The organism is Sphaerisporangium sp. NPDC088356 (genome assembly GCF_040685555.1).
GTDB lineage: Bacteria > Actinomycetota > Actinomycetes > Streptosporangiales > Streptosporangiaceae > Sphaerisporangium.
The window spans coordinates 1-17,057 of sequence record NZ_JBFBIK010000019.1; the positions used below are offsets into that span (position 1 = coordinate 1).

Below are 17,057 nucleotides of genomic sequence, written 5' to 3' on the forward strand. Positions count from 1 at the left end.
CGCTGACGAGCTCACCGTGGCGGCCCGGCGCGTAGCGGAACGGTACAGGGATTTGTCCCGGTCCTCCCGGTCCTCCCGGGACCACGACCGGCCAGGCGACCGGCGGACCGAGCACCGGTGTCCCGACTCCCTCGGTGCCTCCGACCGGCGGCCTCGTGCCGATCGTGGGTCTCCCGGCCGGCGTCGTCGTTCCGCTCACCGCTGTCCCGGCATCGCCGTGCGGTGGATTCTCGGGCTACGGCTACCCGGCCGTCTATTCCGTCTGCGGCGGCTGATCGCCTCTGACGCCCGGCGGGTGAGATGACCGGAGGGGTGCGTGCCGCATGGGGCACGCACTCCTTCGGCCGTGTGGCTCATGCCAGGCCGCCGGCCGGGCCGGGCCGCTAGGCTCGCGGGGGAGACGGTGAAGACGAGGGGCTGGCGTGATGATGTTGGGGCGATCTCGGGCCGGGCTCGCGGGAGCATTCGTCTCGGCCTCTGTGGCGCTCGCCGCGTGTGCCGCGCCGGGGCACGTGTCGCCGTCAGCCGAGGTCGCCGGCCTGCCGACGGCTCCGAGCACGGCCGCCACCTCACAGGCACCCGTCGCGTCTCCGTCGCCGGCCCGCACCCCCACGCCGACCCCTTCGGGCAAGGCCCTCGGGCCCGGCGAGGGCACGGTCACCGTGCTGACGTCGCGCGGGTACGCCGAGTACGGCGGGAGCGATCCCGCGTTCGACTGGGTGGGGCCGTTCGAGGACAAGACCGGCTGCCGGGTGAACCTCCGTTTTCCCCAGGTGAGCGACCAGATCGACAAGCTGCTCGCCCAGACGTCGTATGACGTCGTGTCGGCGCCCCCCGAGTTGGCGGGGAGGCTGATCGCCGAGAAGAAGGTGGCGCCCCTCACCACCTCACTCGTGCCTCACTACGACGACATTCCCAAGTGGCTGCGCTCCCAGCGGTCCGTCACCGGTGGAGGCAAGGTGTACGGCGTGCCGTACCTGTGGGGGTCGTATGTCACGCTCTACGACAGCGAGAGGGCGCGCCCGGCGAAGGGGGACGCGCTCTACTCCAATCGGGGCGCCGTCATGCTCAGGGACAGCCCTCTCTCGATCGCCGACGCGGCTCTCGCGCTGAAGGAGCGGCGGCCCGGCCTCGGCGTCAAGGATCCGTTCGAGCTCACCCCGGCCCAGCTGGACGCGGCGATCGCGCTCATCGGCGAGCGGCGCGACGGTGAGCGTTCGTACTGGAAGGACCCGATCGACGCGTTGCAGGGCTTCACCGGGGGGTCCGTGCGGCTCGGGCGCGCGCTGCCGTACCAGCTCGACATCCTGCGCCGGGCGGGTCGGCCGGTGAAGGCCGTGGGCGGCGAGCCGACGACCGGGTGGGTGGACTCCTGGATGCTCTCCGCGCAGGCGGCCTCTCCGAACTGCGCCTACAGGTGGCTCGACTGGATCAGCTCGCCGGAGGCGCAGCAGCAGGCGGCCGCGTGGAACGGCCTCGCCCCCGCGAACCCCTCGGCGTGCGGCTACCCGGGCGACGACTCCGAGAAGTACAGGTATGCCGAACGGGCCGGGAGGGTGTGCGACGCCTACCGGGTGAAAGACGCGGCGTGGATCAAGAAGATCAGCTTTGCCGTCCGCCCGGCGAGGGACTGCGGGGGCCGCGACGGGGAGTGCACTGACTATGCCGAGTGGGCCGCCAGATGGCGGCAGCTCGTGCGTTAGCCGGGGCGATCCGAAGCTGCGGCGGGCGTTGACCATCGTTTTCGCCGGATCGAGGCGATCCTGCAACGGATTCCGTGGAGAAAACCGGATTTTCCGGCGCCCCAAGTTGAATGGTCGACCAGTCAATTGGTACGGTCGCTGGCATGCGCATCCTGCTTGTAGGCGCTGGTGGCGTGGGTTCCGCTGTGGTCCCGATCGCCGCCCGCCGAGACTTCTTCGAACACATCGTCGTCGCCGACTATGACCGCTCACGTGCCGAGGCCGTGGTCTCCAAACAGGTCGCGTCCGGGCATCGGGACGCCGGGGGAGACGCGCGGTTCAGCGCGATCGGCCTCGACGCCTCCGACCAGGACGCGGTGGAGGCGGCACTCCGCGAGCACGACTGCGACGTCCTTTTCAACGCCGTGGACCCCCGGTTCGACATGCCCCTGTTCCGCGCCGCGCTGAACGCCGGAGTGCACTACCTCGACATGGCGATGTCGCTGTCCAGGCCGCACCCTTCACGGCCGTACGAGCTGACCGGGGTCAAGCTCGGGGACGAGCAGTTCGCGATGTCCCCCGAGTGGCAGGCCAAGGGGAGGGTGGCGCTGGTAGGCATGGGCGTGGAGCCGGGCCTCGCCGATGTCTTCGCCCGGTACGCGGCCGACCACCTGTTCCAGGCCATCGACGAGATCGGCATCCGCGACGGGGCGAACCTGGTGGTCGAGGGGCCGGACGGGGAAGAGTCCTTCGCGCCCACGTTCTCGATCTGGACCACCATCGAGGAGTGCCTCAACCCGCCCGTCATCTGGGAGGACGGTGAGTGGCACACCACCGAGCCGTTCAGCGAGCCGGAGGTCTTCGACTTCCCCGAAGGCATCGGCCCGGTCGAGTGCGTCAACGTGGAGCACGAGGAGGTGCTCCTGGTCCCGCGGTGGGTGAACGCCCGGCGGGTGACGTTCAAGTACGGCCTCGGTGAGGAGTTCATCGAGGTCCTCAGGACACTTCACAAGCTCGGCCTCGACTCCACCGAGCCGGTGAAGGTCAAGGGCGTGGAGGTCTCGCCGCGCGACGTCGTGGCCGCCTCCCTTCCCGACCCGGCGACCCTCGGCGACCGCATGCGCGGCAAGACCTGTGCCGGCACGTGGATCAAGGGCACCGGCAAGGACGGCCGGCCGCGCGAGGTCTACCTGTACCACGTGGTCGACAACGAGTGGTCGATGCGGGAGTACGGCTCCCAGGCCGTCGTCTGGCAGACGGCGGTCCATCCCGTCGTCGCGCTGGAACTGCTCGCGCGAGGGGCATGGAAGGGCGAGGGCGTGCTCGGCCCCGAGGCGTTCGACCCGGTGCCGTTCCTCGACCTGCTGAACGAGTACGGCTCGCCCTGGGGCATGCGCGAGCAGTGACCCCGGCCATCGCCGGCCGGTGGCCTCCCGCGGCGGTGGCCCGCCGGAGAGGTGGATCGCCCGCCGGGGCCACGGTCAGGGGAGCGTCGCTCTCCTCGCGGAGGGTTTGTGCCGGGGTGCGGGGGGCGCGGGGAGCAGCGCCTCGGCGCACTCCTCGCAGGCCATGACGGGGGCGTCGTCGGGAAGTCTGCCGACACGGACCCGAGGTCGAGGCCACTTCCTGTGGCAGACCACGCAGGCGTCCCCGTCGCGCTGCGGGCCGGTGAGATCTTCTGGGTCGAACGTCAGGTTGAGCCGTGCCGCTCCGGTCGGATCCCAGCTCATCACTCTCCTGTTGGTGATCGAGTGTCTCGTACCCGAACCGTTATAGCCTCATTACCGTCTGTGATCGACTAGGGCGATGTCAAGGACGGGTTAAATCGTCGGCATCGGGCGCGCCGTACAACAACAAAAGGGACACCCAGCAGCAAGCCGGGTGCCCCTTTTGGGGTGTTCCTAAACGGACGAGATGGCCTTCTCCAGGATGGACAGGCCCTCTTCCAGCAGGTTGTCGGGGATGGAGAGCGGGGGAAGGAAGCGCAGCACGTTGCCATAGGTGCCCGCTGTGAGCACGACCAGGCCCTCCGCGTGGCACCGCCTGACGATCTCCCCGGTGACCGCCGGGTCGGGCTCCTTGGAGCCGGGCACGACCAGCTCGATCGCGATCATGGCACCGCGTCCCCGGACGTCGCCGATGACGTCGAAGCGCTCGGCCAGCGCCCGCAGCCGGGGCAGCATGACGTCGCCGATCTGCCTGGCCCGCTCGACCAGATTCTCGGCCTCGATGGTGTCGAGCACGGCGAGCGCGGCCTCGCAGGCCAGCGGGTTGCCGCCGTAGGTGCCGCCGAGGCCGCCGGCGTGGACGGCGTCCAGCAGCTCCGCCCTGCCGGTCACGGCCGCGAGCGGCAGGCCGCCCGCGATGCCCTTGGCCGTGCAGATGATGTCGGGCACGATGCCCTCGTCCTCGCAGGCGAACAGGTGGCCGGTACGGGCGAAACCGGTCTGCACCTCGTCCGCGATGAAGACGATGCCGTTGGCCTTCGCGTACTCCACCAGGGCGGGCAGGAAGCCTCGGGCCGGCTCGATGAAGCCGCCCTCCCCCTGGATCGGCTCGATCACGATGGCGGCGACGTTCTCCGCGCCGATCTGCTTGTTGATCATGTCGATGGCCTGCGCCGCGGCCTCCTCGGCGCAGTTCTCGGGGCCGGTGGGCCACCGGAACGGGTACGCCATGGGCATCCGGTACACCTCAGGGGCGTACGGGCCGAAGCGGTGCTTGTACGGCATGTTCTTCGCCGTGAGGGTCATCGTCAGCAGAGTGCGGCCGTGGTAGCCGTGGTCGAACACCACGACGGCCTGGCGGCCGGTCGCGTGCCTGGCGACCTTGACGGCGTTCTCCACGGCCTCCGCGCCGGAGTTGACCAGGAACGAGCGCTTCTCGTGGTCGCCGGGGGTGAGCCGGTTGAGCTTCTCGCAGACCTCGACGTACGACTCGTACGGCGTGACCATGAAGCAGGTGTGGGTGAAGTCGGCGACCTGCTTCTGGACCCGCTCGACCACGCGCGGCGCGGCGTTGCCCACGGTGGTCACCGCGATGCCGGAGCCGAAGTCGATGAGCGAGTTGCCGTCCGCGTCCACGACCACGCCGCCGCCCGCGTGGGTCACGAAGACCGGCAGCGTGGTGCCGATGCCCGGTGGAATGGCCGACCGCTTGCGCGCGAACATCTCCCGCGACTTCGGGCCGGGGACCTCGGTGACCAGGCGGCGCTCCTGCGGAAGCGAGGGGCCGCCTCGCGTGATGGGCTGGTGCTCGGCCACGCCCGGCTGCTCGTGTACGTCACGGTCGATGCTCATGCCTGCGACGCTACGGCCACCGCGCCCGGCTGCCGACCTTGCGACATGGCACAATATGGCCATCCTGCTTGTCCAGGATGTACAAGTACCGACCGTTCCTGGGGGCTGGAATGGCTCCGACCTTACGGCGTGTGGTGGCGCTGGCGCCGCTGCGCCTGCGGGTGCGCGCCGGGCAGGGCGCGATGGACCGGCCGGTGCGCTGGGTGGCGGTCAGCGAGCTCGAGGATCCCACGCCCTTCCTGGAGGGTGACGAGCTGGTGCTGACCACCGGGATGCGGCTCGGCCCGCGGGACGCCCAGCCGTACATCTCCCGGCTCGTCGCCCGGGGGGTGGCCGGGCTCGGGTTCGGCGTCGGGCTCGGGCACGACAGCGTGCCGCCCGAGTTCACCGAGGTCGCGGCCGGCGCCGGGCTCCCCCTGATCGAGGTGCCCAGGGAGACGCCGTTCATCGCGATCGGCAAGGCCGTCAGCGAGCTGCTCGCCGCCGAGCGGTACGAGGAGCTCAGCAACGCCTTCGCGGCGCAGGGACGGCTGACGCGCGCCGCGCTCCAGGCCGGCGGCATGGGGGCGGTGGTCGAGCGGCTGGCCAGGGAGATCCACGGCTGGGCCGTGCTGCTGGACGAGTCGGGAGCGGTGATCCACGCGGCGGGCGCCGGGGCCGTCGAGGGCACGCACCTCGCCGGGCGGGAGCTCGGCAGGCTGCGGGCCTCCGGCTCGCCCGCCAGCCTCGCGCTTTCCGGGCCGTACGAGCACGTGATCGTGCAGCCGCTCGGGGACCAGCGGCGCATCAGGGGTTTCTTCGCCGTCGGATCGGAACGGCCGTTCTCGCCCGTCGGGCACACCGTGGTCAACACCGCGAACTCGCTGCTCACCCTCTCCCTCGAACAGGGCAGGGACCGGCTCGCCGCCGTGCGGCGGGTGCGCTCCGCGGTGCTGCGCCTGCTGCTGGCCGGGGACCGGCAGTCCGCCGAGGGCATCCTCGCGGCGGTCGGCGGCGGGCTGCCCGCGGGGCCTGTGGTGGTGCTGGCCTGCGAGCCGCGCGACGAGGAGGCGTTCTATGACATGCTGCCGGGCTTCACCGCTCCCTGGGGCACGCAGGTTGTCGTCCTGGCGGCGGCGGAGGAGGCCGATCACCTCGCCGAGGTGGCCGCCGGGGCCGGGCGGGCGGGCGTGAGCGGGCCGGTCGAGCTCTCGCAGCTGGCCACCGGTCTCGATCAGGCCGAGCGTGCCCTGGCCTCGGCCGCTCCGGTCATGCGCTTCGCCGACCTCGCCGGTCAGGGACTGCTCTCACTGGTCGATCCGGCTGTGCTGTCGGCCTTCTCCAGCTCGCTGCTCGCCCCGCTCAGGGAGTACGGCTCGCGCGCCGACCTGGTGGAGTCCCTGCGCGCGTACCTCGCGTGCAACGGCCACTGGGACGCCGCCGCGCAGCGGCTCGGCATCCACCGGCACACCCTGCGCTACCGCATGCGGCGGGTGGGCGAGCTGCTCGGGCGCGACCTGGACGACCCGGCCTCACGCGCCGAGCTGTGGATGGCCCTGTCGGCGTCCGGCTCCACCGGCCCGCCGGGCCGTTAGAAGGTCATCGGGATGGAGTCCTTGCTCACCAGGTAGCGGCTGATGGCGGCCATGGTGACGGACGCGTAGACGCGGTCGTCCCTGAGATGGCCGGCGCGTTCGAGGCTGACGGCACCGTGGGCGGCGGCCCACAGGCAGTCGGCGATCTTGCGGGGCTGGGTGGGCACCAGGTAGCCGGCGGAGATGCAGTCGGCGATGGCCCGGTCGAGGACGTTGACCGCGGCCCTCGCCAGCGTGCGCGCCCGCTCGCTCGGCTGGAAGCCGGGGATGGCCTTCTCGAACATCACGCTGTAGTACCCGGGCTCGGCCAGGCAGGCCTCGCGGTACGCAGGGCCGAGCGAGGTGAGGTACTCAAGGGGGTCGGGGTGGCGCGGAACCGCAGCGAGCCTGCGCCGGAAGCGCTCGAAGCCCTCCAGGTAGAGCGCCTCGGCCAGCCCCTCCTTGTTGCCGAACATGGTGTACACGACCGTGGTCGGGCACCCTGCCTCGGTGGCGATGCGCCGCACGGTGAGGCTGTCGGCTCCGTCGGTGAGGAGCAGCTCTCCTGCCACGTTGATGAGGCGGCCGCGCAGCTCGTCCTGGGAAGTCTGGCTCCCCAACGCGTACGCCCCCTGAAGGCCAAGCGGCGCCGGCGAACCCATGAGCTACCCAGCCCCTTCTCCCCAAAGGGTCCCGCGCGGACCCGCCTGTTGACTTAACCATGTGCGGAGTCCTTCAAACCGCCATGCGCCAGAAACACCCGAAATTGCGGCATGTCTGTTACGGAAAGGGGAAAATACATGCCTTATGCGGAATGTAGCGGTGGGGGCCGCCGCTTGTCCGTACTGGAGTAGCGCCCCCGGCGACCTGGTGGCATACGGTCGGGGACATGGACGTACGCCCCTTCTGGCTCGCCGGTTCGCCCGCCACGGGCGAGGCCGAGCTCACGGTGACCAACCCCCATGACGGCCGTGTCGTCGGCATCGGCTCCGTGCCTTCCCCCGATCAGGTCGAGCAGGCCGTGGCGGCCGCGCACGCGGTCCGCAGGGAGGCCGCCGCCCTGCCGATCCACGTGCGCGCGGAGGCGCTGGCCCATGTCTCGCGGCGCCTGTCCGAGCGCGCCGAGGAGATCGCCCAGCTGATCAGTGCCGAGAACGGCAAGCCGATCTTCTGGGCGCGCGGCGAGGTCGGCCGCGCGGTCGCGACCTTCCGCTTCGCCGCCGAGGAGACCCGGCGCTTCAGCGGCGACGTCCAGCGGCTCGACACCGAGGCCCCCGCCGACGGCCGCCTCGCCTACGTGTCGCGCCAGCCGTACGGGCCGGTGCTGGCCGTCACGCCCTTCAACTTCCCGCTCAACCTGGTGGCCCACAAGGTGGCCCCGGCCATCGCCGTCGGCGCGCCGGTGATCGTCAAGCCCGCCCCGGCTACCCCGCTCTCGTCGCTGCTGCTCGGCGAGATCCTCGCCGAGACGGCCCTTCCCGCGGGCATGTTCTCGGTGCTGCCGGTGCCGAACGACCGCGCGGGCGCGCTGGTCGAGGACCCGCGCCTCCCGGTGGTGTCGTTCACCGGCTCCGGGCCCGTCGGGTACGCCATCAAGGACCAGGTGCCGCGCAAGCACGTCACGCTGGAGCTCGGCGGCAACGCCGCAGCGGTCGTGCTCGCCGACGCCGACCTCGACTGGGCGGCCACGCGCGTCGCGCTGTTCTCCAACTACCAGGCCGGGCAGAGCTGCATCGCCGTGCAGCGGGTGATCGTCGAGGAGCCCGTGGTGGAGGCGTTCACCGCCAAGCTCGTCGCCGCCGTCGAGAGCCTGGTCGTCGGCGACCCGGCCGACGACAAGACGCAGGTCGGTCCGCTGGTGTCGGTCGACGCGGCCGAGCGGGTGGAGCGGTGGGTGGCCGAGGCCGTGGCCGGCGGGGCAAGGTTGCTCGCCGGAGGCGGCAGGGACGGTGCCACCGTCGCGCCGACCGTGCTCGCGGACGTCCCGGGCGACGCCAAGGTCATCCGTGAGGAGGTGTTCGGCCCGGTGCTGGTCATCCAGCCGGTCTCCTCGGTGGACGAGGCGTTCGCGGCCGTCAACGACTCCAAGTACGGCCTGCAGGCCGGCGTGTTCACCCGCGACCTCGGCATCGCCTTCCGCGCCGGCAAGGAGCTGGAGGTCGGCGGGGTCATCATCGGCGACGTGCCGTCGTACCGCGCCGACCAGATGCCCTATGGAGGCGTCAAGGAGTCGGGCATCGGCCGCGAGGGCCTGCGCTCGGCCATGGAGGACTTCACCTACGAGAAGGTCATGGTCCTGACCGGCCTGACCCTGTAGGTGCCGCGCGGGGCTCTCCTGGCGGTCACCCGTCGCTGACCGCCTGGAGAGCTCTTTTGGTCAGCCGGGTCGGCTCACGCGCGCTGGGCCGTGTCGAAGAGCCGTTTCGCCTGGTCGCCGAAGTACGGGCCGTACATCGTGCCGTCGTCGTCGCTGTACTTGAAGCTGCTGACCGAGGTCACGACCCCCTGGCCGGTGGCGGGGTCGAAGGAGGTCAGCCACGGGCCGCCGCTCGACCCGGCCGTGAGGTCGCACCTCATCCCCTGGTCGCGGGTCTGGCTGTGGGGGTCGTGGTGCAGGTCGCCCGCGCAGTAGATCAGGTGCCGGCCGTCGTAGGGCGGGTCGGCGGGGAAGCCGAACCCGAAGGCGCGCCCGCCGCGCGGCACGTTGAACCCGATCTCCTGGCCGCCGACCGCCTCGTTCAGGTGGCGCCCGCCGGAGGGGTTCACCGCGACCATGCCCACGTCGTAGCTGTCGTCGCCGCTCTCGGACCAGGGCTCGGGGACGAACATCCGCCGCGCCGTGAACACGCCGTACGGCTGGCGCCCCGGCTCGTAGGCCGGCACGAAGGTCCAGTTCTCGGCCCAGGCGCCGGAGCCGTCCTTGGCGCAGTGCCCCGCGGTGACGACGACGTCCATGTTGCGGCTGCTCACCGCGCCGGCCGAGCAGACGTAGTCGACGCCGCGCAGGGTGAGGAACACCCGGCCGGTGGTGCGTTTCACCGCGCCTCCGGCCGCCCAACGCGCGCCGCTCGTCTTCCCGCCGGGCGCGCCGGCGCCCGAGGCGGAGGCCGCCGAGGACGCTGAGACCGCCCGGGCGGGGGAGGAGGGCGGCGGCGCGGGGGACGCCGTGGAGCTGGACGAGGGCGTGGAGGCGTGCTCGGCCGTGAGGCGCAGGGGCAGCGCGCCGGACGCGAGGCCGCCGATCTTCGCGACGGGGCCCAGCACCCCCGCGGGGACCGCCCGCGCCATGCGCCCGGCGGTCCAGTAGCCGAGCACCCGGCGCTGCTCGGCCCCGGTGCGGGCGGCCATGTGCTGGACGACGCCGGTCGACGGGGCTTCGTTCCTCGTGACGGCTCGGCCGGCGCCGCTGGACGCCATCGAGCCGGTGGGCAGGGCGCCCACCAGCCCGGCGGCGAGCGGCACGGCGGCGATCAGGGGGAGGATCGGGGTCATGGCTCCCGAGTTTGGACTACCGAACGTGCCCTCGCGGATACTTTCGGTAAATCAGGTGGCGTCCTGACTCTGGGCGGAGGTGTAGACCGCCTGGGCCTCCGGGCCGAAGTACGGGCCGAACATCCAGTACGGCGCGAAGTTGTACTTGAAGCTGTTCACCGAGTTCAGCGTCCCCGCGCCCGTGCTCCGGTTGAAGCTCATGAACCAGCCGCCCCCGCTGGAGCCGCCGGTCATGTCGCAGCTGAGCCCTTGGTCGGTCGAGATCAGGTAGTCGTCGAACACCCTGCCGCCGCAGTAGATCAGCTTCGACCCGTCGTACGGGCTCGCGGCCGGGTACCCGAAGGCGTACATCTGCTGCCCGCGCGCCTGGTTGAAGGCCACGCCCTGGCCGCCCACGACGTCGACGAGGCGCTCGCCGTTCAGCGGGGCGACGACGGCCGCGGCCATGTCGTAGTTCATGTCCTCACTGGCGTTCCACTGGGTGGTGGTGAGCAGGTTGGTGGCCACCCAGGTGCCGTACGGGCGGCTGCCGGCGCTGTAGCCGGGGACGAACACCCAGTTGGTGTGGAAGGCGCCGCCGAGCTTCACGCAATGCCCGGCGGTGAGGACCACGCTCTTGTTGGCGCTGCTGACCGCGGTGCCCGAGCAGGAGGCGCTGCGTCCCTGGTAGGTGAAGAAGACGCGTCCCTCCGTCTTCACGATGGTGCCGCCCCCCGTCCAGGAGGCTCCGGTGGAGCGGGCCGCCAGGGCGGGCGCCGGGGTGGCAGGGACGGCGCTCGGCGAGGGCGAGGGCGAGGCCGGCGCGCTGGGCGAGGCCGACGCCACGGGCGGGGGTGGGGTGGTGGGCTCGGCCGGGGTGTCGGCGCGCTTCACGGCATGGGCGCCGGGGGCGACCGGTTTGACCGCTCCCCCGCCGCTCGGCGCGGTGGTCGTGCGCCCGGCGCGCGACCTGACGAGGTCGAGCGGCTTGGCGGCGGCCATCTTCGCGGGGGTCCAGAACCGCTTCACGACGCGCTGCTCGGTCTTGGTGTCGGCCGCGCCGTGGACCACGGGCCGCGGCGGGGCGGACGGCTTCGCGGCCTCGGCGGTGGGGGCCGTCAGCAGGATCCCCGCCGCCACGAGGGGCGATATGGCCAGGATGGGGATGAGACGTCGTGCCTTGCGATGCATGCGTGTCCTCCGTGCTGTGTCGCGCTCGCCGGGTACGCGCCGATGGGTCGTTTCCGTGCCCGTGGGGCGGCGCTGGGGTGCCTGCTCGTGCCCGGCTCCCGCTGTGATCGGGTGCCATGTCCTGACGGGGGAAGCTAGTGGGGTCGAATGCCGCATTTCTCGCGATTTACCGAGACCGGTATGGCGGGATTCGGGCATTCAGCTGCTGGTTTCCCACCCGTCGCTGTGGTGACGGAAATCGGCTCGCGAGCGGGTGGGGTCCGCGCGGGGCGGGCCCTCGGCAGGGGGAGCGCGCCGCCGCGATAATGGGGGGCATGCAGACCCCTCTGGCAGACCCGGCCGATCTGGCGCCCGCCGCCGGCCCCGCCGATCTCGTGGGCCCGGTGTCACTCCCCGGCCCGGCCGAGCCGCGATCGATCGTCGTGCTCGGCTCCACAGGATCGGTGGGCACGCAGGCGCTCGACGTCATCGAGCGCGATCCGGGCCACTTCCGCGTCGCCGGGCTGGTGGCGGGCGGCGGGCAGATCGACGTGCTCGCCCGTCAGGTCGAGCGGTTCCGCCCCGAGGTGGTCGCCGTCGCCGACGAGCGAGCCGTTCCCGCGCTGCGCGAGGCCATCGGGCCGGTGCGCATCCTCGCGGGCCCCGAAGGGGTCGCCGAGGCCGCCGCCTGGCCCTGTGACATCGTCCTCAACGGGATCACCGGAGCGGTCGGGCTCACCTCGACCCTCGCCGCGCTGGAGGCCGGACGGGTGCTCGCGCTGGCCAACAAGGAGTCGCTCATCATCGGCGGCCCGCTGGTGAAACGGCTGGCCGGTCCCGGCCAGATCCTGCCGGTCGACTCCGAGCACTCGGCGCTGGCGCAGTGCCTGTGGGCCGCCGGCCCGTCCGGGTACGACCCGGAGGCGGTGCGGCGGCTCGTCGTCACGGCGAGCGGCGGGCCCTTCAGGGGCCGCAGGCGGGCCGAGCTGACGGAGGTCACCCCCGAGCAGGCGCTGAAGCACCCCACCTGGGACATGGGCACGGTGATCACGCTCAACTCGGCGACGCTGGTCAACAAGGGCCTGGAGGTCATCGAGGCCAGCCTGCTGTTCGACATCCCCTTCGAGCGGATCACCGTGGTCGTCCACCCGCAGTCCGTCATCCACTCGATGGTGGAGTTCGTGGACGGCTCGACCATCGCGCAGGCCAGCCCGCCCGACATGCGGCTGCCGATCTCGCTCACCCTCGGATGGCCGTCCCGGGTGCCGGGGGCCGCCAAGGCCGTCGACTGGACCACCGCCCACACCTGGACCTTCGAGCCCCTCGACGAGGAGGCGTTCCCGGCGGTGGCGCTGGCCCGGCACGTCGGCTCCCAGGGCGGCACGGCTCCGGCCGTCTACAACGCCGCCAACGAGGTCTGCGTGGAGGCCTTCCTGGCCGGGAAGCTTCCGTTCCTCGGCATCGTCGACACCATCGCGGCGGTCGTCGGTGAGCACGCCGTGTCGCCCGCGGGCTCGGTGGCCGAGGTGCTCGACGCCGACGCCTGGGCCCGCGCGAGGGCCAGGGAGCTGACGGCCGGCTGAGCGAGCCGGAGACGACTCGCCATGCAGCGGTAAACGGCTTTCTCGGCATCCGTAACTCGATGGTCGGCACGGGTACCTAGACTGAGTAGGTCTTAGCGCGTCGCCGAACACCAAGGTGCTGGAAAATATGACATCTGTTGATCTGGGGATTCCCTCAGTACGGAGCAAGCCGATCGCCGAGCGGCGGATGTCGCGGCAGATCATGGTGGGCTCGGTCCCGGTGGGCGGGGACGCGCCGGTTTCGGTTCAGTCCATGACCACCACGCTCACCTCCGACGTGAACGCCACGCTGCAGCAGATCGCCGAGCTGACGGCGTCGGGCTGCCAGATCGTCCGGGTGGCGGTGCCCTCCCAGGACGACGCCGACGCGCTGCCGGCCATCGCGCGCAAGTCGCAGATCCCGGTGATCGCCGACATCCACTTCCAGCCGAAGTACGTCTTCGCGGCGATCGAGGCCGGCTGCGCGGCCGTCCGCGTGAACCCCGGCAACATCAAGAAGTTCGACGACAAGGTCGGCGAGATCGCCCGGGCCGCGGCCGACACCGGCACCCCGATCCGCATCGGCGTGAACGCCGGCTCCCTGGACCCCCGCCTGCTGGCCAAGTACGGCAAGGCGACGCCCGAGGCCCTGGTGGAGTCGGCGCTGTGGGAGTGCTCGCTGTTCGAGGAGCACGGCTTCCGCGACATCAAGATCTCGGTGAAGCACCACGACCCGGTCGTCATGATCCAGGCGTACCGCCAGCTCGCCGCGCAGTGCGACTACCCCCTGCACCTGGGCGTCACCGAGGCGGGCCCGGCGTTCCAGGGCACCATCAAGTCCGCGGTGGCGTTCGGGGCCCTGCTGGCCGAGGGCATCGGCGACACGATCCGGGTCTCGCTGTCCGCCCCTCCGGTCGAGGAGGTCAAGGTCGGCATCGGCATCCTTGAGTCCCTCAACCTCCGCAAGCGCGGGCTGGAGATCGTCTCCTGCCCGTCGTGCGGGCGTGCCCAGGTCGACGTGTACACCCTGGCCGAGCAGGTTCACGCGGGGCTCGACGGCCTCAAGGTGCCCCTGCGGGTCGCCGTGATGGGCTGCGTCGTCAACGGCCCCGGTGAGGCCCGCGAGGCCGACCTGGGCGTCGCCTCCGGCAACGGCAAGGGCCAGATCTTCGTCAAGGGCGAGGTCGTCAAGACCGTCCCCGAGTCCCAGATCGTGGAGACCCTGATCGAGGAGGCCCTGCGCCTGGCCGAGCAGATGGGCGTGGACGTCGACCTCGACGACGACGAGGACGCCTCCGGCCCCGAGGTCTTCGTCCGCTGACCACCCGGCCGGCCCCGGGGCCGGCCGCTGTGGGGAGTGTCTCCTTGCCTGGGGAAAAGTGCTCTTCCTGGGCGGGGACGTGTGGGTGTATGCAGGAAGGGTGCCATTTCGGCGAAGCCCGTCGGACCAGCACCAGCGGCGGCGGCCCGGTAACGCGCTGGTGGCGATACCACTCGCGCTGATCGCGGCGATCACCGTCGCCGATCTCCTCACCCCGCGGGAGATCCAGCTGAGCCCTCTCCTCGTCACCGCTCCGGCGATCACGGCCTCGTTCGCGGGTCCCTGGCTCACCGGCCTGGTGAGCGTCATCACCGTCGTGGACGGACTGCTCGTGAGCGCGCATAGCGACCTGCTCGGCACGCGCACCATGCAGACACAGCTAGCGGCCCTGATCGTGGTCTCGGTGTTCCTTGTGATCTTCTCTTTCGTGCGCGACCGGCACCAGGAGGAGCTGACCCGGGTGCGCTCGGTCTCCGAGGCCGCGCAACGGGCCCTGCTGCGGCCCCTGCCGGCGGGCCTCGGGCCGTTCCGGCTCGCCTCGATGTACCTCGCCGCCGAGCAGGAGGCGCAGATCGGCGGCGACCTGTACGCGGCCGCCCGTACGCCGTCGGGGGCCCGCGTCGTCATCGGCGACGTGCGGGGCAAGGGCCTTCCCTCGGTGTCGGACGCCGCCCTGCTCCTTGGCGCCTTCCGGGAGGCCGCCCGCCGCCACGCGACCCTGCCCGACGTCGTCGACCACCTGGACGAGAGCGTGCGGGCGGATCTGGAGGAGCACGCGGAGGAGTTCGCGGAAGCCTGCGAGAACTTCATCACCGCGGCGGTGCTGGACATCCCGGACGACCGGCCGGTGGTCGAAGTGATCGACTGCGGGCACCCCCCGCCCCTGCTGCTGCGCGACCACGAGGTCATGACGCTTCAGGTCGCCCAGCCCGCGCCCCCGCTGGGCCTCGGCGATCTCACCGAACCCGGGTACCACGTCGAGACGTTCGACTTCAAGCCGGGCGACACCCTCCTGCTCTACACCGACGGCGTCATCGAGGCCCGCGGCCCCACCGGCGTCTTCTACCCGCTGGTCGAGCGGGTGCTGACGTGGCCGGGGGACGGCCCCGCGACGCTGGTCGAGCACGTTCGCGACGACCTCCTCGCCTACGTCGGCGGGCGGCTCGGCGACGACGCCGCCATGGTCGCGATACAGCGCCTCCGCGAATGAGCCCGGCCGGGCGGGTGAACCATCACTGAAGTGCTGATCATCACGGTCCCTGCGGTGGATCGCCCGATCCTACGTTGCGCAATCGGATGACTACGGATCGGTAAACATTGGGCCGGGTCGCAGGTGACCGTACGGCCTGATCCGGAAGCATCACCCTCTGCCACAAGAGCAGAGGGAGTGACGTGTGAAGCGGGTCTTCGGCGTATCGGCGATCATGACGGTGCTGGTCACCGGGCTGACAGGAGGAGCCAGTGGGGCATCGGCCGCTCCAGGTGACGGAGTGGTCTGGGGGCCCTGCGCGGGGTCGAGATCGGTGATGGCGGTCGAGTGCGCGACCGTCAGGGTGCCACTCGACTATTCCCGGCCGGCCGGGCCGACCATCGGGCTGGCGCTCAACCGCATCAAGGGTTCGGCCTCCCACGGTCACGCGCTCCTGGTCAACCCCGGAGGGCCGGGCGCCTCGGGCCTCGGGCTGTCCCGGTACGTCGGGGCCGCGCTGCCCAGGGACGTCTCGGCGCGGTACGACGTGATCGGGTTCGACCCGCGGGGCGTCGGGAGCAGCGAGCCGGCGCTGAGCTGCGCCGATCCCAAGCAGCACTTCGCCGCTCCTCGCATCGACCAGGTGCCGAGGAACGACGCGGCGGAGTCCGCGCTGCTCTCGCGGGCCAAGCAGTACGCCGACGCGTGCGGCAGCCGCTGGTCGTGGCTGCTCCCGCACCTCACCACCGAGAACTCCGCCCGCGACATGGACATGATCAGGCAGGCGCTCGGCGAGCAGAAGATCAGCTACCTCGGTTACTCGTACGGCACCTACCTCGGCGCCGTCTACGCGACGCTGTTCCCGAACCGGGTGAGGCGGCTGGTGCTGGACAGCGTGGTGGACCCCGAGGGCGTCTGGTACGACTCCAACATCGCCCAGGACTACGCCTTCGACCGGCGGCACCGTGACTTCCTGGCCTGGGTGTCACGGCACAACGACGTCTACCACCTCGGCCGCACCGAGACCGAGGTCTCGGACGCGTGGTACTCCATGCGGCAGCGCCTCGGCGCCCGCCCGGCGGGGGGCCTCGTCGGGCCGAGCGAACTGGACGACATCTTCACCGTCGGCGGCTACACCAACGCGGTCTGGCCGCAGTTCGCCGGCGCCTTCGCCATGTACGCGAAGAAGGGGAAGCCCGAGGGCCTGGTGGCCGCCTACGACCAGCACGTGGACCACGACGCGGCCGCCGAGAACAACTACGCGGTCTACCTGGCGGTCCAGTGCCGCGACGCCGAGTGGCCGCGCGACTGGTCGCGCTGGTGGGCGGACACGCTGAAGGTGAACGCGAAGGCGCCCTTCATGGCCTGGGCCAACGCGTGGTACAACGCGCCCTGCGCCTTCTGGCCGGAGAAGGGCGGGACGCCGGTCCACGTCGGCGACGTCGCCCACCTGCCCTCGGTCCTGCTGATCCAGTCCAAGCACGACGCGGCCACGCCCTACCACGGAGCCCTGCGCGTGCGCGACCGGTTCCCGACTTCGCGGCTGGTCGTCGAGGGCGGCGGCAACCACGGGGTGTCCCTCGGGGGCAACACCTGCGTCGACCGCTACCTCGCCGAGTACCTGCGGGACGGAAGCGTTCCGGGCGGTGCGACGCGGGCCACAGGGCATCAGCCCGACGCGACCTGCCCGGCCGGGCCCGACCCCCGGCCGATACTTCCGATGTCGTCGGGCCCCGGTCACCTTAGGCTGACAAAGGTGATTCTCGGCCAGTAGGGTCGGTTCATTCAAAAATCGGGACGGTCGCGTAGG

13 protein-coding genes are annotated in these 17,057 nt (G+C 71.4%); 8 read left to right on the forward strand and 5 right to left on the reverse strand.

What is annotated here, in order from left to right; genetic code table 11:
• The first annotated feature begins 425 nt into the window (after positions 1-425).
• Complete coding sequence (locus tag AB0O34_RS10075; protein ID WP_363914821.1) at positions 426-1,703, forward strand: extracellular solute-binding protein; 1,278 nt, start codon at positions 426-428, stop codon at positions 1,701-1,703.
• 143 nt (positions 1,704-1,846) lie between these two features.
• Positions 1,847-3,088, forward strand: a complete 1,242-nt coding sequence (locus AB0O34_RS10080; protein ID WP_363914684.1) for a saccharopine dehydrogenase C-terminal domain-containing protein — start codon at positions 1,847-1,849, stop codon at positions 3,086-3,088.
• Between the two features lie 75 nt (positions 3,089-3,163).
• Here AB0O34_RS10080 and AB0O34_RS10085 read toward each other — a convergent pair whose 3' ends face one another.
• Together AB0O34_RS10085 and gabT are read right to left on the reverse strand one after the other, a co-directional pair.
• The gene (locus tag AB0O34_RS10085) at positions 3,164-3,412 is read right to left on the reverse strand and encodes a hypothetical protein (RefSeq protein WP_363914685.1); all 249 of its coding nucleotides are present in this window, start codon (positions 3,410-3,412) and stop codon (positions 3,164-3,166) included.
• A 171-nt stretch (positions 3,413-3,583) separates the two neighbouring features.
• A complete protein-coding gene (gene gabT, locus AB0O34_RS10090) occupies positions 3,584-4,981 on the reverse strand; it encodes a 4-aminobutyrate--2-oxoglutarate transaminase (protein ID WP_363914687.1) in 1,398 nt (465 codons plus the stop codon).
• Positions 4,982-5,091: 110 nt separating this feature from the next.
• Between gabT and AB0O34_RS10095 the strand changes: the two genes are divergently transcribed.
• A complete protein-coding gene (locus AB0O34_RS10095) occupies positions 5,092-6,555 on the forward strand; it encodes a PucR family transcriptional regulator (protein ID WP_363914689.1) in 1,464 nt (487 codons plus the stop codon).
• On the opposite strand, the gene AB0O34_RS10100 is transcribed toward AB0O34_RS10095, so the two are convergent.
• The gene (locus AB0O34_RS10100) at positions 6,552-7,154 is read right to left on the reverse strand and encodes a TetR/AcrR family transcriptional regulator (protein ID WP_363914691.1); all 603 of its coding nucleotides are present in this window, start codon (positions 7,152-7,154) and stop codon (positions 6,552-6,554) included. The genes AB0O34_RS10095 and AB0O34_RS10100 overlap by 4 nt on opposite strands.
• Before the next feature lie 269 nt (positions 7,155-7,423).
• Here AB0O34_RS10100 and AB0O34_RS10105 point away from each other — a divergent pair, with 269 nt between their 5' ends.
• Positions 7,424-8,851, forward strand: coding sequence for an aldehyde dehydrogenase family protein (locus AB0O34_RS10105; RefSeq protein WP_363914693.1), 1,428 nt, complete (start codon positions 7,424-7,426; stop codon positions 8,849-8,851).
• A 74-nt stretch (positions 8,852-8,925) separates the two neighbouring features.
• Here AB0O34_RS10105 and AB0O34_RS10110 read toward each other — a convergent pair whose 3' ends face one another.
• Together AB0O34_RS10110 and AB0O34_RS10115 are read right to left on the reverse strand one after the other, a co-directional pair.
• Positions 8,926-10,026, reverse strand: a complete 1,101-nt coding sequence (locus AB0O34_RS10110) for a hypothetical protein (protein ID WP_363914695.1) — start codon at positions 10,024-10,026, stop codon at positions 8,926-8,928.
• Positions 10,027-10,077: 51 nt separating this feature from the next.
• Positions 10,078-11,196, reverse strand: a complete 1,119-nt coding sequence (locus AB0O34_RS10115; RefSeq protein ID WP_363914697.1) for a peptidase — start codon at positions 11,194-11,196, stop codon at positions 10,078-10,080.
• A gap of 314 nt (positions 11,197-11,510) precedes the next feature.
• On the opposite strand from AB0O34_RS10115, the gene dxr reads away from it, so the two are divergent.
• The 4 genes from dxr (at position 11,511) to AB0O34_RS10135 (ending at position 17,021) form a co-directional block, all read left to right on the forward strand.
• The gene (dxr, locus tag AB0O34_RS10120; protein ID WP_363914699.1) at positions 11,511-12,758 is read left to right on the forward strand and encodes a 1-deoxy-D-xylulose-5-phosphate reductoisomerase; all 1,248 of its coding nucleotides are present in this window, start codon (positions 11,511-11,513) and stop codon (positions 12,756-12,758) included.
• A gap of 127 nt (positions 12,759-12,885) precedes the next feature.
• Positions 12,886-14,058, forward strand: a complete 1,173-nt coding sequence (gene ispG / locus AB0O34_RS10125) for a flavodoxin-dependent (E)-4-hydroxy-3-methylbut-2-enyl-diphosphate synthase (protein WP_363914701.1) — start codon at positions 12,886-12,888, stop codon at positions 14,056-14,058.
• A 160-nt stretch (positions 14,059-14,218) separates the two neighbouring features.
• On the forward strand, positions 14,219-15,268 hold the full coding sequence (locus AB0O34_RS10130) for a PP2C family protein-serine/threonine phosphatase (protein ID WP_363914703.1): 1,050 nt from the start codon (positions 14,219-14,221) through the stop codon (positions 15,266-15,268).
• A 184-nt stretch (positions 15,269-15,452) separates the two neighbouring features.
• The gene (locus AB0O34_RS10135) at positions 15,453-17,021 is read left to right on the forward strand and encodes an alpha/beta hydrolase (protein WP_363914705.1); all 1,569 of its coding nucleotides are present in this window, start codon (positions 15,453-15,455) and stop codon (positions 17,019-17,021) included.
• Positions 17,022-17,057: the final 36 nt, after the last annotated feature.

Coding starts and splice junctions, on each gene's coding strand:
- AB0O34_RS10105 (WP_363914693.1), top strand. CDS start 7,424: ATGGACGTACGCCCCTTCTGGCTCGCCGGTTCGCCCGCCACGGGCGAG.
- AB0O34_RS10110 (WP_363914695.1), bottom strand. CDS start 10,026: ATGACCCCGATCCTCCCCCTGATCGCCGCCGTGCCGCTCGCCGCCGGG.
- ispG (WP_363914701.1), top strand. CDS start 12,886: ATGACATCTGTTGATCTGGGGATTCCCTCAGTACGGAGCAAGCCGATC.
- AB0O34_RS10115 (WP_363914697.1), bottom strand. CDS start 11,196: ATGCATCGCAAGGCACGACGTCTCATCCCCATCCTGGCCATATCGCCC.
- gabT (WP_363914687.1), bottom strand. CDS start 4,981: ATGAGCATCGACCGTGACGTACACGAGCAGCCGGGCGTGGCCGAGCAC.
- AB0O34_RS10080 (WP_363914684.1), top strand. CDS start 1,847: ATGCGCATCCTGCTTGTAGGCGCTGGTGGCGTGGGTTCCGCTGTGGTC.
- AB0O34_RS10075 (WP_363914821.1), top strand. CDS start 426: ATGATGTTGGGGCGATCTCGGGCCGGGCTCGCGGGAGCATTCGTCTCG.
- dxr (WP_363914699.1), top strand. CDS start 11,511: ATGCAGACCCCTCTGGCAGACCCGGCCGATCTGGCGCCCGCCGCCGGC.
- AB0O34_RS10085 (WP_363914685.1), bottom strand. CDS start 3,412: ATGAGCTGGGATCCGACCGGAGCGGCACGGCTCAACCTGACGTTCGAC.
- AB0O34_RS10095 (WP_363914689.1), top strand. CDS start 5,092: ATGGCTCCGACCTTACGGCGTGTGGTGGCGCTGGCGCCGCTGCGCCTG.